The organism is Salinisphaera sp. S4-8, assembly GCF_040361235.1.
GTDB lineage: Bacteria > Pseudomonadota > Gammaproteobacteria > Nevskiales > Salinisphaeraceae > Salinisphaera.
Genome location: NZ_APNF01000017.1, coordinates 1 through 15,107, shown reverse-complemented (window position 1 = coordinate 15,107; position 15,107 = coordinate 1). Strand labels below are relative to the sequence as shown.

The following is a 15,107-nucleotide window of genomic DNA, read 5'->3' as shown; positions in this document are numbered from 1 at the left end:
GGGGCGCGAACGTTAGTCCGCACCAGGTTCCGAACTGTTGTCGTCGTCGGCCGGCGCGTCATCGCCGCCAGGCCCGGACGCCGCGACGTCACTGGCGTCGTCGTCGCTGTCGTCGTCTTCGTCATCCTCGGTGACGATACGGTCGACGCCCACCAGGTGCTGATCGTCGGCCACCCGAATAATGCGCACACCCTGAGTGTTGCGCCCGAGCACCGAGATTTCGGCCACGGCCGTGCGAATCAGCGTACCCATATTGGATATCAGCATGATTTCATCGTCTTCGAGCACCTGGGTCGCGCCCACGACCGCACCGCTCTTGTCCGACTGCTTGAGCGCGAGCACGCCCTGGCCGCCACGCCCACGCAGCGGATAATCATCCACCGGCGTGCGCTTGCCATAGCCCTGCGCGGTGACCGTGAGAATATCGCCTTCACGCACCACGATGAGCGCGATTACGGCCGCATCCGCTTCGTCCTCGGGCAGACGGATACCGCGTACGCCCGCTGCGTTGCGGCCCATTTCGCGCACGTCCTGTTCGGCAAAACGAATCACCTTGCCGCCCGAGGAGAACAGCATCAGCTGATCGTCGCCGCCGGTCAGATCCACGCCCACCAGGGCATCGTCGTCGCGCAAATCGATGGCGATGATGCCGTTGGAGCGCGGGCGCGAGAACTGCTCCAGCGCGGTCTTCTTGACCGTGCCATTGCGGGTGGCAAAGAACACGTTCTCGCTGGTGTTGAAGTCCTTGATCGGCAGCACCTGGGAGATGCGCTCGTCGTTTTCCAGCGGCAGCAGGTTGACGATCGGCTTGCCGCGCGCGCCGCGCCCGGCGCTGGGCAGCTCATAGACCTTGAGCCAGTACGCCTTGCCGGCCGAGGAAAAGCACAGCAGCGTGTCGTGGGTGTGCGCGACCCACAGCTTGTCGATGAAGTCGGCATCCTTGGTCTGGGTGGCCGACTTGCCGCGCCCGCCTCGGCGCTGGGCGCGATAGGCATCCAGCGGCTGGGACTTCACATAGCCTTCGTGGGTGAGCGTGACCACCACATCTTCCGGGGTGATCAGATCGGCCGTGGTCAGATCCAGATGGCTGTCGAGGATTTCGGTCTTGCGCTCGTCGCCGTAGTCGCGACGGATCGCTTCCAGCTCTTCGCGGATGACCTCGAACAGCCGGTCCATATTGGACAGAATCTCGATGTAATCGGCGATCTTGTCGAGCAGCTGTTCGAACTCCTCGATGATCTTGCTCTGCTCCAGGCCGGTGAGCCGGTGCAGACGCAAATCGAGAATCGCCTGGGCCTGGGTTTCGGTCAGCCGGTAGCTGCCGTTGTCCTGCAAGCCATAAGCCTTGGACAGGTCGGCCGGGCGCGAGGAGGCCGCACCGGCGCGATCGAGCATGTCCACGACCTGCCCCGGCGGCCATTCGCGATTGATCAGCGCTTCGCGCGCCTCGGCCGGGCCACTGGAGGCCTTGATCAGCGCGATCACCTCGTCGATGTTGGCCAGCGCGATGGTCAGACCTTCCAGCACATGGGCACGGGCACGGGCCTTGGCCAGCTCGTACTGGGTACGCCGGGTGACGACTTCGCGCCGATGGCGGATGAAGGCTTCCAGCAGCTGCTTGAGGTTCAGCGTGCGCGGCTGGCCGTCGTCCAGCGCCACCATGTTGATGCCGAACACGGTCTGCATCTGCGAATGGCGATACAGGTTGTTGAGCACGACCTCGGGGGTTTCGCCGCGGCGCAGCTCGACGACCATGCGCATGCCGTCCTTATCGGACTCGTCGCGCAACTCGGTAATGCCTTCGATGCGCTTGTCCTTGACCAGCTCGGCGATCTTTTCGAGCAGCCGTGCCTTGTTGACCTGGTAAGGCAGCTCGGTGACCACGATGGACTGCTTGCCGCGCTCGTCGACATCCTCGAAGTGCGCACGGGCCCGCATGTAGATACGCCCGCGCCCGGTTTCATAGGCTTCGCGAATACCGTCGGCGCCGTTGATCATGGCCGCGGTGGGGAAATCCGGGCCCGGCACGTGTTCCATCAGACCGGCGATGCTGATCTGCGGGTCGTCCATGACCGCCAGCACCGCATTCACCACCTCGGTGAGGTTGTGCGGCGGGATATTGGTGGCCATGCCGACCGCGATACCGGTGCCGCCGTTGACCAGCAGATTGGGCAGGCGCGTGGGCAGAACCGCCGGCTCGGACTCGGATTCGTCGTAGTTCGGAATGAAATCGACCGTATCCTTTTCGATATCGGCCAGAATTTCATGGGCGAGGCGCGCCATTCGCACTTCGGTATAGCGCATTGCCGCCGGCGCGTCGCCGTCAATGGAGCCGAAGTTGCCCTGGCCATCGACCAGCACATAGCGCATGGAGAAATCCTGCGCCATACGCACGATCGTGTCGTAGACCGCCGAATCGCCATGCGGGTGGTATTTACCGATGACGTCGCCGACCACGCGGGCCGACTTCTTGTACGGCTTGTTCCAGTCGTTGCCGAGCTCGCGCATGGCATAAAGCACACGCCGATGCACGGGCTTGAGGCCGTCGCGCACATCGGGCAGCGCACGCCCGACGATCACGCTCATGGCATAGTCGAGATACGACTGGCGCATCTCGTCTTCGAGGTTGATCGAAAGAATCTCTTTTGCGACGTCGGCCATAGAGTTGTTTTCGTTCAAGCAGCCTGCAACACAGGCCGCGGTCGGTGCGGTTCCACGGGCTGGGAGTCGGCACGAATCCGGCGGCGTTCGCCGGTCGTCCGACGCGGTTCAGCGCCGTCGCGTAAAGCCGGTCATGTTAGCACAGCGCGTGTGCCAAAACCGCTTGACTGCGCTAGAGTGTCGGGCGTTCGCGCTCCCCACTGAACGCCTGTTTCCATGCGCCAGATCGATACCCTTATTCATGCCCGCTGGGTGGCCCCGCTAAGCGGCAATGCCCGGCTGCTCGAAAACCATGCCGTGGCCATTCGCCACGGCCTGATCGAAGCCGTGTTGCCCAGCGACGAGGCGCGCACGCGCTTTGATGCCCGCGAGGTCATCGAGCGCGACACGCACCTGCTCATCCCGGGGCTGATCAACACCCATACCCACGCGGCAATGAATCTCATGCGCGGCATCGCCGACGACATGCCGCTCATGCCGTGGCTGACCGAATACATCTGGCCAACCGAGGGCGAGTTCATGTCGCCCGAGTTCGTCGCCGACGGCACCGATCTGGCGATGGCGGAAATGCTCAGAGGCGGCACGACCTGCTTCAACGACATGTACTTCTTCCCCGACGTGGTCGCGGAACGTGTGGAAGCTGCGGGCATGCGCGCGAGCGTCGGCATGATCGTGATCGACTTCCCCACCGTGTGGGCGGCCAACGCAGACGAATATCTACAAAAAGGTCTGGCCCTGCGCGACGCCTGGCGCGGCCATGAACGCATTTCCACCGTGTTTGCCCCGCACGCGCCCTATACCGTGTCCGACGCGCCGCTCAAAAAGATCCGTACCTATGCCGACGAAATGGATCTGCGGGTGCATATGCATGTTCACGAAACCGCGTTCGAAGTGAACGACGCGCAGGAAAAGAATGGCCAGCGTCCGCTCGCGCGTCTCGACGATCTGGGTCTGCTCACGCCGAACTTTCTGGCCGTGCACATGACTCAGCTCACCGACGAAGAGATCGCGCTGTGCGCGCGTAACGGCGTGCATGTGCTGCATTCGCCCGAGTCCAATCTCAAGCTGGCCAGCGGGCTGTGCCCGGTGCAGAAGCTTCTCGATGCCGGCATCAATGTGGCACTCGGCACCGACGGCGCCGCCTCGAACAACGATCTGGACATGATCGGCGAAATGCGCACCGCGGCCTTCATCGGCAAGATCGCCGCCGATGACGCCGCCGCAGTCAGTGCCGACACGGTGCTGCGCATGGCCACGATGGGCGGCGCCGAAGCCCTGGGCATCGCCGACACCACCGGCTCCATCGAGCCGGGCAAGATGGCCGATCTGTGCGCCATCGATCTCAACGCGCTCGAAACCCGGCCTGTCTTCGACCCGATCGCCGCTCTGGTTTATAACGTGTCCCGCGAACAGGTCAGCGACACCTGGGTGGCCGGACAACGGCTGCTCGCCGACCGCCAACTGACCACGCTCGACGAAGCCGATATCGCAGTACGTGCCGCCGAATGGCAGCAACGGCTGTCCAGCCATGCAAGGAAGCCCTCATGACAAGCGACCAGAATGCCGAACTGGCCAAATTCGGGCGTCTCGCCGACCACTGGTGGGACACGACGGGCGAAATGCGTCCGCTGCACGATATCAACCCGCTGCGCACCGATTTCATCGACCGGCGTGCGCCGCTGGCCGGCAAGCGCGTGCTCGATGTCGGCTGTGGCGCGGGTATTCTTTCGGAAGCACTGGCCCGGCGCGGCGCCCAGGTGACCGGGCTCGATCTGGCCCCCGAACTCATCGAAGCAGCCAAGGCACACGCCGAACAAAGCGAGCTGGATATCGACTATCGCTGCATCTCCAGCGGTGATCTCATGCGCGAAGCGCCGGGCGCCTTCGACATCGTGGTGTGCTACGAAATGCTCGAACATGTCGATACGCCGGCCTATGTGGTCGACGACTGCGCCATGCTCGCTGCCCCCGGCGGCCATCTGTTCTTTTCCACGATCAACCGCAGCGCCAAGGCCTGGCTGCTGGCGATCGGCGGCGCCGAATACGTGCTCGGCCTGCTGCCGCGCGGCACCCACGAATACAATAAGCTGATTCGTCCGTCGGAGCTGGGTGCCTGGTGCCGACGTGCCCATCTGGAAGTCGCGGAGATCGCCGGCATGCACTACAACCCGCTCACCCGGCGGGCCAGCCTGGCGCAAAGCCCGGACGTGAATTACTTCCTGCACGCGCGCAAACCCGCGGCGAGCCCGGCATGAAGTTACAGGCCTTCGATGCGGTGCTGTTCGATCTCGACGGCACCCTGCTCGATACCGCCCCGGACCTGGCCGGCGCGATCAACGATATGCGCGCCGAGCTTGGGCTCGATGCCATGCCACTATCCGAATTGGCACGCATGTGCTCCTTTGGCGGGCGCGGCATGCTCGGCAAGGGCCTCGATCTCACCCCCGAGGATGCCGACTATCGTGCCAACTACGACCGTTTCATCGAGACCTATCGCGCGCGCATGACCCGTGACACCCAGCCCTTCGACGGCATGCGCGAATTCGTACGCCAGCTCGCCGACAGCGGCCTGGCCTGGGGCGTGGTGACCAACAAACTCGAAGCGCTCGCGCTGCCGTTAATGACGCATATGGATTTCGACCCGCCGCCGGGGTGTGTGATCGGCGGTGATTCCGCGGGCGTGGCCAAGCCCGACCCGGCGCCAATGTATCTGGCCTGCGAACGTATTGGCGTGGATGCCACGCGCTGTGTCTATATCGGCGATTCCGATCGCGATATCGAAGCCGGGCGCGTCGCCGGCATGGCCACGATTGGCGTGGCCTACGGCTATATTCCGCCCGGCGACGACATCCACGGCTGGCAGGCCGATGTCGTGGTCGACACCGTGGCGGGCCTGCGTGCCGCACTCGAACAACTCGACGCCCAGGCCGTGGCCGGCGCCCATCCGACTTGAGAGCCAACGACCCAACCCAATGACTGTATCTTCCGACTCGAAACCGCTCGCCGACCGCGTGATTCTGATAACCGGCGCCGGGGGCGGCCTGGGGGCCGTGGTGGCGCGCGCAGTCGCCGCCGCCGGTGCCGAGTGTGTGCTGCTGGGCCGACGTGAACGCACGCTCACCCCCGTTTTCGACACCATCGTTGCTGACGGCAGCCCGGAACCGGCGCTGTTTCCGCTCGACGTGACCCGCGCCGGCGAAGACGACTACCAGCGCCTGGTCGACGGCATCGCCGCCGACTGCGGCCGTCTCGACGGAATCGTGCATCTGGCCGCCCGTTTCGACGGCCTCATGCCACTGGCCACGCACCCGATCGACGGCTGGCAGCGGATCATGCATATCAACCTGACCGCTGCCTTCACCCTCACCCAGATCTGCCTGCCGCTGCTGCAATCCGTGGACGATGCCTCGGTGATCTTTACGCTCGACGAGGCGGCGGCCACGCCCAAAGCCTTCTGGGGCGCCTACGGCGTCAGCAAGGCGGCGCTGGCCGCGCTCGTGCAGATGTTCGCCGTCGAACACGAACAAAGCGGACGCCTGCGCTTCAACGGCATCGACCCCGGCCCGCGCAAGACCCCGCTCCGCGCCAAGGCCTTTCCAAGCGACGACCCCAACGCGCAAGCGCCCGAAGCCGCCGCCGATACCTATGTCCACCTGCTCTCGGCAAACGCACGCGGCACCACCGGCCAGATCGTCGGTGCCGACGGGCAGCCAATCGCAACCTAGGATCGGCTTCGCGCTTGTGGAGCGCGCTTGCGAACCCGAAGACAAAAGCAGGCGGGTCCGCGCATAAACGCGACCTTGAGCGATCGAAAACGCGCCTGCCTGTATTCACACCCCGTCAGTGCCGCAGGTTGGATTAGCGAAGCGTAATCCAACAAAGAACGAAGCTGATAGGTGTTGATACGGCCGGCGCAATTCAAGACGTCGCTGGCCGCCATACGTTGCCCGCTTGCAGTGGTCGCACCGTCATCGAATGCTTTGCAACTGAGTTTTCGACTCGCGGGGTTTGGCCCGGCACCCGTGGCATCGGCCGTGTTGGCTTACGGCCTATCGGCCTAAGCCATATATGGATCCGCTCCGGTAAGCAACCTCGATCATCAACAGAGCAGGCGGCGTCCGTATATTCGGCCTCGGTGTTGGCACATCCTTGGGTGCCGGGCCTTGATGAGTATGCGTACGCCCGAGCGCAAAATCGATCTATCGGCCTCGCAGGCCTGTGGCTTAGTCGGCGTTTCAAGGGCGTCGGTTTGCCCTGTTGTTCATCAGGCGCGATTGCCGACACGTGGCGGTGACCGATTCAGGGCCCCGCGTGATCGGTTGTCAGTGCATACACAGCCCTTGGCTATTGCTGGGTGTGGCTTTGATGTTCGTCTGCACCCGCATGGCTTAGGCCGCGCGATAGCGGTCGCCGCTGTCCATCCGCGCCCAGAGAATGCGGGCGTTCTTGTTCGCCAGCGCCACGGCCGCCTTGTTGCGCCCGTTGCGCGCCACGCGTTGACGTACCCAGTCGCCACGTCGCCCCGGCAAATGCGCAACCCGGGTCAACAGCGCACGGGCGCCGTGAACCAGCAGCGTGCGCAGATAGCGCGAGCCGCGTTTGGTAATCGAGCCCAGCCATTGGCGATCGCCGCTGGAATGCTGTTTGGGCACCAGTCCCACCCACGCCGAGACCTGCCGGCCGTTGTCAAACAACGCCGCATCGCCGACCGTAGCGTAAAAGGCGGTCGCAGTCTGGGCTCCGATACCGCCGACCGACATCGCCCGGCGACAGAAGTCGATCTGATTCGCCAGCGCCTTGATGTCCCGATCGTATTGCTGCATGCGCGCTTCGAGCGCATGAAAATGATCGTACAGATCGGCCACCAGCGCGCGCAGGCGATCGGTCAGGCCGTTGTCGGCCTCTTCCAGCAGTTCCGGCACGCCGCGGCGGAAACCGGAGACGCCCACGGGCAGCACCTGGCCATACTCGGCCAGCAGGCCGCGGGCCTGGTTGATGACTTCGGTGCGCTGTTTCTTGACCTGCTCGCGCACCCGATGCAGCGCTTGAATATCCTGTTGCTCGAAGCTTTTGATCGCCACCGGGCGAATCTTGGCCTGGGTGCCGGCCACGGCGATGGCCAATGCGTCGTTGGCATCGTTCTTGTTGCCGGTGTTGAACGGCTTGACCTGATGCGGCGCCAGCAACGTCACCGACCGGTTCTCGCGCTGCAGCTGGCGCGCCCAGTGGTGGCTGCTGCCGCAGGCTTCGATATAGATGCGCTTGGCGTCGAGATTAAGCACCGTGGCCAGAAACTGACGCCGGCGCACGCGCTTGCGGTAGACGACCTCATGGGCGGCGTTGAGACCGCACAGCTCGAAGACGTTCTTTGCGATGTCGATACCCAGTTCCGTAATCTGTTGCATGGATCCGCTCCTTTTCGACTGTTGTCTGAATCATCAGTCTGGCGCATTGACGCCGATTAGGAGGAGCGGATCCATCTCATCCACCTACACGGCTACCCGACCTACAAAACTGCATCATTTGCGCCTATTCGCGTAGATTTGCGGACGACAAGAGAAGAGCCTCAGGGCGCGAAAACAAAGCGCCGTAGGTTGGAGTAGCAAAGCGTAATCCCACACAGAACGCAGCCGACAAGACCGCTCAGGCTCGCACGCTCCGAAAGCGGCAACCGTGCTCGCCCTTGTTGGCTTACGGCCTGCGGCCTAAGCCAACCTACACGGCTATACGGCGCGCTCGGCTCCAGCAATGGTGGCCCGCCCGTGATCACAACGATCGTGAAGCACACAGTGCTCGCAGTCCGGCTTGCGCTTGTGGCAGCGCTGTTTGGCATGCGCGACGATCAGCGCATGCAGTTCGTCGTAGAAAGCGGCGTCGCCCGCCGGACCCGCCTGTTCGATACGCCGGCGCAGCCGTTCGTAATTGCGTGTACCGCTCGTCCAGCCGTAACGCTCCATGATGCGAAAGGCATAGGCATCCGCGACGAATGCCGGGCGTTGGAAGGCGTAGAGCAGGATCACGTCTGCCGTCTCATGGCCGATCCCGTGCAGGGCCAGCAGTTCACGGCGCAGCGTGGCGCTGTCCCGTTTTTGCAGCGTGTCGAAACCGCCCTGCTCGACGAACCATGTGCACAGTGCGCGCAGGCGTTTGGCCTTGATGTTGTGCGGTCCCGCGCGGCGAATCAGCTGCGGTAGGTCTTCGTGGGCGAGCAGCGCCTGCGCTTGCAAGGGGCCGGCCTCAAGCAACGTGGCGATCGCCATTTCCACATTGGTCCAGGCCGTATGCTGGGTGAGCACCGCGCCCACGAGAATTTCGAAGCGCGGATTATCCGCGTCCTGAACCGGCCACCAGTGCTGTGGCCCGTAGGCTGCGCGCAGACGATCGTGGAACTCGCGTAGCGTCGATGCACTCGGCTCGTCGTTCGCCACCTAGCGTTGCAAGTCGACGAGTGCTGCCAGTTCGCGCACTTCCTTGCGGTCGAGTTCGCGCCAACCGCCGGCCTTGACGCCACTGGGCAGCGCGACCGGACCGAAGCCAATGCGCATGAGCCGGGAGACCGTCACGCCCTGCGAGGCCCACAGCCGGCGCACCACGCGATTACGGCCCTGGCGTACGGTCACTTCGAACCAGCGGTTGGCCTTGTGCGCATCGTCGGCGACACGAATCGAATCGAAACGGGCGACGCCGTCGTCAAGTTCCACGCCTTCGAGCAAACGCTCGATCATGGCGTCGTCCACCTCGCCCCGTACCCGTACCGCGTAACTACGCACGATCTCGTAGCTGGGGTGTTCGAGCCGGCGCTTGAGTTCGCCGTCGGTGGTCACCAGCAGCAGACCCGAGGTGTTCACGTCCAGGCGCCCGATGGCCAACCAGCGCCCGGCCTTGATCTTGGGCAGGCTCTTGAAGATGGTCGGCCGGCCTTCCGGGTCCTTGCGGGTGACGACCTGATCGACGTGCTTCTTGTAAGCCAGCACACGCGTACGCGTATTCAGGCGCTCGTCCAGATTCAGGCGCTTGCCGTCCATGCGGATCTCGTCGCGCGCGTCGGCCTTGTCGCCAAGCGTGGCCACCTTGTTATTGATACGTATACGCCCGGCCTCGATAACCTGTTCGAGCTGACGGCGCGAGCCATAGCCGGCACTGGCAAGCAGCTTCTGTAGACGTTCGGGCATGGGGCTTCCTGTGGGCGCCGGTGAGCGAATGCACTAGTTTAACCGGGCGATTCAAGTTGGGGCCGACTTCGGCGAAGGCGAAGGCGAAGGCGAAGGCGAAGGCGAAGGCGAAGGCGAAGGCGAAGGCGAAGGCGAAGGCGAAGGCGAAGGCGAAGGCGAAGGCGAAGGCGAAGGCGAAGGCGAAGGCGAAGGCGAAGAAGGCTATCCGCAGATTACGCAGATTGCACAGATTATCTTTCTGGTGGGGCGGTCACGGCTGGATTGAGCGGGTACGAATACGACTTCGCGCCGTTTTCCCGTCTAGTCGAAGACTTGTCCGCAGATCGACGCAGATGCAACGCAGATCGAAGGCCGGGAAGAATAATGCGGGGAACCTTGGGCGCGAGAATGCCGGTGTTTGAACGTGCGCCTTTTGCGGCGTTATCTCGGCGTTTCGTCGAAAATGATCGCCACCCTTGCCCATCACGATCTGCGTAAATCTGCGTTGATCTGCGGTTAATAGTTCTTGCGAACCGCGCAGATCAACGGGCCGATGGTTTTGGTTATCCGCAGATTACGCCGATTGCACAGATTACTCGGGGGGCAAGGCTGATCGAGCGGGTACGAATACGGCTTCGCGCTGATTTCACGTCTAGTCGAAGAGCTGTCCGCAGATCGACGCAGATGCAACGCAGATCGAAGGCCGGGCAGGATAATGCGGCGAACCTTGGGCGCGAGACTGCAAGTGTTTGAACGTGCGCTTTTGCGGTGGTATCTCAGCGTTTCGTCGACAACGATCGCCACGCTCGCCGGTCATTGATCTGCGTGAATCTGCGTTGATCTGCGGTTAATAATTTTTGCGAACCGAAATGCCCAGGTCGACGAGCTGCCGGTTTTGGTTATCCGCAGATTACGCCGATTGCACAGATTATTTGGGGGGGTTACGGCTGGATTGAGCGGGTATGAATACCGCTTCGCGCCGTTTTCACGTCTCGCCGAAGGCCAGTTGTTCTAAAGCACTAACTTGATTATGTACAAAGCTGGGCGAGCGGCGGGGACATCCGATCACCCGAACTTCGAGTGATCTGTCTTTGCCTTATTTGCTTTTCTTCGCGTTCATTCGCGGACAACCTGCTTGCTTGAGAACAGCCAGCTGGGTTACCCAGATAATCAAGAAGCTATTTATCGACGAAGGCGCGTTCGATGACGTAGTCGCCCGGGGCGCCGATATGCGGTGAGACTTCGAAGCCGCGGGCGTCGAGCAGCGCGGCGGAGTCGGCGAGCATGGCCGGGCTGCCGCAGATCATGGCACGGTCGTGTTTCGGGTCCAGCGGCTCGAGGTCGAGGTCTTCGCAGACCTGGCCCTGGTCGAGCAGATCGGTCACCCGGCCGTGGTGCGGATAGGGCTCGCGGCTGACGACCGGGTAGTAGCGCATCTGCGCGCTGACCATCTCGCCCAACAGTTCGTCGTTGGGCAGGGTCTGCGAGAGCAGCTCGTGGTAGGCGAGATCGTTTTCGTAACGCACGCCGTGCAGCACGATCACGCGCTCGAAGCGCTCGTAGGTGGCCGGATCGCGCACGATCGACAGAAACGGCGCAAGCCCGGTGCCCGTGGACAGCAGATACAGATTGCGGCCCGGATGCAGATCGCTAATCAGCAGTGTGCCCGTGGGTTTGCGGCTGACCAGTAGCTCGTCGCCCACTTTCAGGTGCTGCAACTGCGAGGTGAGCGGGCCGTTGGGCACCTTGATGCTGAAGAACTCGAGATGGTCTTCGTAGTTGGGCGAGACGATGCTGTAGGCGCGCAGCAGCGGTTTTTTCTCCTGCTGTAGGCCGATCATCACGAACTGACCGTTTTCAAAACGCAGTGCGCGATCGCGCGTGGTAGTGAAGCTGAACAGCGAATCGTTCCAGTGGTGCACGCTCAGTACACGCTCGGAGTTCAATGCGGCCATGGCGTTGAGAGGTCTTGTAAAGCTTGAAACGGATCGTCGCGCCAGGCACGACGGCGTGAAAACTGCTGAGACGACAATGGGCGCGCGCGCTGTGATTCCAAGGCGCCGACGCCGTTATTGCCCTAGTCTGGCGGACGTGCGTCGCCGGCCTGTTGACCTGCATCATCCGCACCGTCGTCGCCATCCGAGGTTTCGTCTGCCTCGGCGGGCGGCTGGTCGTCGTTTTGCGCCAGGCTCTGTGTCGCTTGGTCCGCGTGCGCATCGTCGGCCAAATCGGCGTCGTTGTCGGACTGCAGACGCGCGAGCGCGGCATCGAGGGCATCCAGATCCTGGATTTCGGGCAGGCTGGGCAGATCGGACAGTCGGGTCACGCCGAAATCATCCAGGAACTGGGGCGTGGTGCCGAACAAGGCAGGCCGCCCCGGCATATCGCGATAGCCCACGACCTTGATCCAGCCGAATTCCTGCAGCGTTTTCACGATGTTCGACGACACCGACACACCGCGAACGGCTTCGATGTCGGACCGCGCGATCGGCTGGCGATAGCAGATCAGCGCCAGCGTTTCGAGCATGGCGCGAGATAGCTTCGGCGGCCGTTCTTCCCACAGCCGCGCCACCAGCGACGAATAATCGGCGCCCACCTGAAAGCGCCAACCGCTGGCGACCTCGACCAGATCCATGGCGCTGTCGGCATAGCGTGCCTGCAATGCCTCGATACCGGTGCGCACGTCGGCGCGCTCCAACGCATGCGTGGTTTCCAGCAGCCGTACGATCTGGTCAACCGACAGCGGTGCATCCGCAGCCATGAGCAGCGCTTCGATACAGCGCAGCACGGATTCGGCCAGTACCGGCTCGTTCGGGTCGGTGCGCTCGGTCTCACGCTCGACCGTATCGGTCTGCGGATCGGGCTGGGTGGAAGGATCGTTGTTCACGGGCTCGGCTCTTTGTCGAGATTCATTCGGGGCGCGGGCCGGCCAGGCGCAGCGCGACCGGGGCGTAGGGCTCGGCCTGGTCGATGGCGATCAGCGCTTCGCGGGCCAGTTCGAGAATCGCCAGAAACGATACGACCACGCCGAGGCGCCCTTCGCTGCTTTCCACCAGGGCCACGAAGGCACAGGGCTGACCGTTGCCCAGGCGTTCGAGAATACGGCTCATGTGTTCGCGTACCGACAGCGGCTCGCGCTCGATCTTGTGCTCGGTAAACAGTTCGGCGCGGGTGAGTACGTCGTGTAGTGCATGCAGCAGCGCGGCCAGATCGGTTTCCGGCTGCGGGCGTTCGATATGCAGGCGTTCCGGGCCATGCTGAACCACGGCGATATCGCGACCCGCACGCGGCCATTCGTCCAGCTGTTCGGCGGCCTGTTTGAACTGCTCGTATTCCTGCAGCCGGCGCACCAGTTCCGCGCGTGGGTCCTCGCCCTCCTCTTCTTCCTCGGTGGGCTTGGGCAGCAACATGCGCGACTTGATCTCGGCGAGCATGGCGGCCATGAGCAGGTATTCGCCGGCCAGCTCGATCGCCATCTCCTGCATGACCTCGATATAGGTCATGTACTGATGCGCAATGGTATGCACCGGAATATCCAGGATATCCAGATTCTGCTTGCGGATCAGATACAGCAACAGATCGAGCGGACCTTCGAACGTCTCCAGAAACACCCGCAGCGCATCCGGCGGGATATACAGATCCTCCGGCAGCTGTTCGAGCGGCTCGCCCGCGACGCGCACGGCCACGCTCGGCTCGCCTGGGGCGGACCGGGTGTATTGGTCGTCGATGGCCTGTTCGCTCAATGATCGCTCGCTCAGTGGTTATCGGGCGCAGTTTGTCGAATACAAACGTTCGCAAATAAAACAACGGCTTGAAGCAGGCGGTTCACCGAGCGACAGCGCATGCCGCGTCCCACGGCTCACCGTTGTCTTAATTTGCGTTAATTCGCGTTCATTTGCGGACCGCCTTTCCGAACTTCACCCCCAAGATCAAGCCGACGGTAAGAACCCGGTCAACGCGAACGCGCGCTCCAGGGTTGGCTCAGCGCGCTGGCGGGCTGCGGCCGCGCCCCGGGCCAGCAGCGCATCTAGGCCGGCGGTGTCTTCGCGGTATTCGGCATAGCGTTGCTGGAGCGGCTCCAGGAACGCCACCACCGCATCGGCCAGATCGCCCTTGAGCGCGCCATAGCCTTGGCCCGCATAGCGGTTTTCCAGCTCGGCGATGGTTTCATCCGTGACCGCGGAATAAATCGACAACAGATTCGACACGCCCGGCTTTTCTGCCTCGTCGAAACGGATTTCGCCGTCGGAATCGGTCACCGCGCGCTTGATCTTCTTGACCACGCGCTTGGGCTCGTCGAGTAGCTTGATGACATTGGCCTCGACATCGTCAGACTTCGACATCTTCGCGGTCGGATCGCCCAGACTCATGATGCGTGCGCCCACTTCCGGGATGATCGGCTCGGGCACGGTAAACAGGTCTTCACCGGTGCGCGCATTGAAGCGCTCGGCCAGATTACGGGCAAGTTCCAGATGCTGTTTCTGATCGTTGCCCACCGGCACGGCATCGGTCTGATACAGCAGAATATCCGCGGCCATCAGCACCGGGTAGTCGAACAGGCCAGCGTTGATGTTGTCGACGTTCTTGGCCGACTTGTCCTTGAACTGGGTCATGCGATTGAGCTCGCCCATCGACGTATGACAGTTCAAAAGCCAGGCCAGCTGCGCATGCGCCGGGACGTGCGACTGCACGAACATGGTCGCGCGCTCCGGGTCGATGCCCGCAGCCAGATACAGACACAGAAACTCGTGACAGCGCTCGCGCAGCGCGGCCGGGTCCTGGCGTACGGTGATCGCATGCATGTCCACCAGCGCGAACAGGCAGTCGTGGGTGTCCTGCATGGCCACCCAGTGCTTGAGCGCGCCGATATAGTTACCGAGCGTGAGCTCGCCGGATGGCTGGATACCGGACAAAACGATGGGTTTGGCGATCTCGGAACTCACACGCGGCCCCTTGGCGTTGCATTGGCACTAACGAATCAAAGGCGCGAGTATACATTTGCGCGCCTTGCCGGGCGTCGCCGGAGCCGAATAAGACAGGCCGCCAAGCGGGCCCATGTCGCGCCGTTACAGCCGCGTAGGTTGAATTAGCGCAGCGTAATCCAACAAAGAACGCAGCCCGCGAAATGGATGTGCAAGACGAATTTCGCGTGCCGCAGCCAGACCGATCTCATCGCCAGGGCTTTAAAAAAACAGTCCACGAATACACGCGAATAAGGCGAAAAGACAGCCGCGTAGATACCGTCTGGACGATCAAGCATTTTGAGCAGCCAGGGCCGGGTCATAGGGTGTTTTA

The 15,107-nt window shown here is 62.8% G+C and carries 13 protein-coding genes; 4 read left to right on the top strand and 9 right to left on the bottom strand.

Features of this window, described 5'->3' with window-relative positions; all coding sequences use genetic code 11:
- Positions 1-12: 12 nt before the first annotated feature.
- On the bottom strand, positions 13-2,661 hold the full coding sequence (gyrA, locus tag S4A8_RS17800; RefSeq protein ID WP_353180714.1) for a DNA gyrase subunit A: 2,649 nt from the start codon (positions 2,659-2,661) through the stop codon (positions 13-15).
- Positions 2,662-2,877: 216 nt separating this feature from the next.
- Here gyrA and S4A8_RS17795 point away from each other — a divergent pair, with 216 nt between their 5' ends.
- The 4 genes from S4A8_RS17795 to S4A8_RS17780 are packed head-to-tail and all read left to right on the top strand — an operon-like array spanning position 2,878 to position 6,386.
- The gene (locus S4A8_RS17795) at positions 2,878-4,209 is read left to right on the top strand and encodes a TRZ/ATZ family hydrolase (RefSeq protein WP_353180715.1); all 1,332 of its coding nucleotides are present in this window, start codon (positions 2,878-2,880) and stop codon (positions 4,207-4,209) included.
- Positions 4,206-4,916, top strand: coding sequence for a bifunctional 2-polyprenyl-6-hydroxyphenol methylase/3-demethylubiquinol 3-O-methyltransferase UbiG (ubiG, locus tag S4A8_RS17790; protein ID WP_353221170.1), 711 nt, complete (start codon positions 4,206-4,208; stop codon positions 4,914-4,916). Before S4A8_RS17795 ends, ubiG begins: the two co-directional genes overlap by 4 nt.
- Complete coding sequence (locus S4A8_RS17785) at positions 4,913-5,614, top strand: HAD family hydrolase (protein ID WP_353221169.1); 702 nt, start codon at positions 4,913-4,915, stop codon at positions 5,612-5,614. Before ubiG ends, S4A8_RS17785 begins: the two co-directional genes overlap by 4 nt.
- 19 nt (positions 5,615-5,633) lie before the next feature.
- Positions 5,634-6,386 (top strand): SDR family NAD(P)-dependent oxidoreductase, encoded by a 753-nt coding sequence (locus S4A8_RS17780; RefSeq protein WP_353221168.1) that lies wholly within the window; start codon positions 5,634-5,636, stop codon positions 6,384-6,386.
- Positions 6,387-7,049: 663 nt separating this feature from the next.
- Here S4A8_RS17780 and S4A8_RS17775 read toward each other — a convergent pair.
- From S4A8_RS17775 to S4A8_RS17740, 8 genes are all read right to left on the bottom strand, one after another.
- The gene (locus S4A8_RS17775) at positions 7,050-8,066 is read right to left on the bottom strand and encodes an IS110 family RNA-guided transposase (protein WP_353221167.1); all 1,017 of its coding nucleotides are present in this window, start codon (positions 8,064-8,066) and stop codon (positions 7,050-7,052) included.
- 318 nt (positions 8,067-8,384) lie between these two features.
- Positions 8,385-9,089 carry an endonuclease III domain-containing protein gene (locus S4A8_RS17770; RefSeq protein ID WP_353221166.1) on the bottom strand — a complete coding sequence of 235 codons (705 nt, stop codon included), beginning with the start codon at positions 9,087-9,089 and terminating at the stop codon, positions 8,385-8,387.
- A complete protein-coding gene (locus S4A8_RS17765; RefSeq protein WP_353180720.1) occupies positions 9,090-9,833 on the bottom strand; it encodes a pseudouridine synthase in 744 nt (247 codons plus the stop codon).
- A 1,157-nt stretch (positions 9,834-10,990) separates the two neighbouring features.
- Positions 10,991-11,767, bottom strand: a complete 777-nt coding sequence (locus S4A8_RS17760) for a ferredoxin--NADP reductase (RefSeq protein WP_353221165.1) — start codon at positions 11,765-11,767, stop codon at positions 10,991-10,993.
- Between the two features lie 122 nt (positions 11,768-11,889).
- Complete coding sequence (scpB, locus tag S4A8_RS17755; protein ID WP_353221164.1) at positions 11,890-12,699, bottom strand: SMC-Scp complex subunit ScpB; 810 nt, start codon at positions 12,697-12,699, stop codon at positions 11,890-11,892.
- Between the two features lie 22 nt (positions 12,700-12,721).
- Entirely contained in the window at positions 12,722-13,540 is an 819-nt protein-coding gene (locus tag S4A8_RS17750; protein WP_353180725.1) for a segregation and condensation protein A, read from the bottom strand.
- Between the two features lie 201 nt (positions 13,541-13,741).
- The gene (gene trpS, locus S4A8_RS17745; RefSeq protein ID WP_353180726.1) at positions 13,742-14,743 is read right to left on the bottom strand and encodes a tryptophan--tRNA ligase; all 1,002 of its coding nucleotides are present in this window, start codon (positions 14,741-14,743) and stop codon (positions 13,742-13,744) included.
- A 155-nt stretch (positions 14,744-14,898) separates the two neighbouring features.
- Positions 14,899-15,107 (bottom strand): hypothetical protein (locus tag S4A8_RS17740; RefSeq protein ID WP_353221163.1); only part of this gene is annotated, 209 nt, incomplete at its 5' end.

What these genes read in the sequence shown, in the direction of transcription:
- S4A8_RS17785 (WP_353221169.1), top strand. Translation starts at nt 4,913, where the DNA reads ATGAAGTTACAGGCCTTCGATGCGGTGCTGTTCGATCTCGACGGCACC.
- S4A8_RS17795 (WP_353180715.1), top strand. Translation starts at nt 2,878, where the DNA reads ATGCGCCAGATCGATACCCTTATTCATGCCCGCTGGGTGGCCCCGCTA.
- S4A8_RS17760 (WP_353221165.1), bottom strand. Translation starts at nt 11,767, where the DNA reads ATGGCCGCATTGAACTCCGAGCGTGTACTGAGCGTGCACCACTGGAAC.
- S4A8_RS17765 (WP_353180720.1), bottom strand. Translation starts at nt 9,833, where the DNA reads ATGCCCGAACGTCTACAGAAGCTGCTTGCCAGTGCCGGCTATGGCTCG.
- S4A8_RS17775 (WP_353221167.1), bottom strand. Translation starts at nt 8,066, where the DNA reads ATGCAACAGATTACGGAACTGGGTATCGACATCGCAAAGAACGTCTTC.
- S4A8_RS17780 (WP_353221168.1), top strand. Translation starts at nt 5,634, where the DNA reads ATGACTGTATCTTCCGACTCGAAACCGCTCGCCGACCGCGTGATTCTG.
- gyrA (WP_353180714.1), bottom strand. Translation starts at nt 2,661, where the DNA reads ATGGCCGACGTCGCAAAAGAGATTCTTTCGATCAACCTCGAAGACGAG.
- ubiG (WP_353221170.1), top strand. Translation starts at nt 4,206, where the DNA reads ATGACAAGCGACCAGAATGCCGAACTGGCCAAATTCGGGCGTCTCGCC.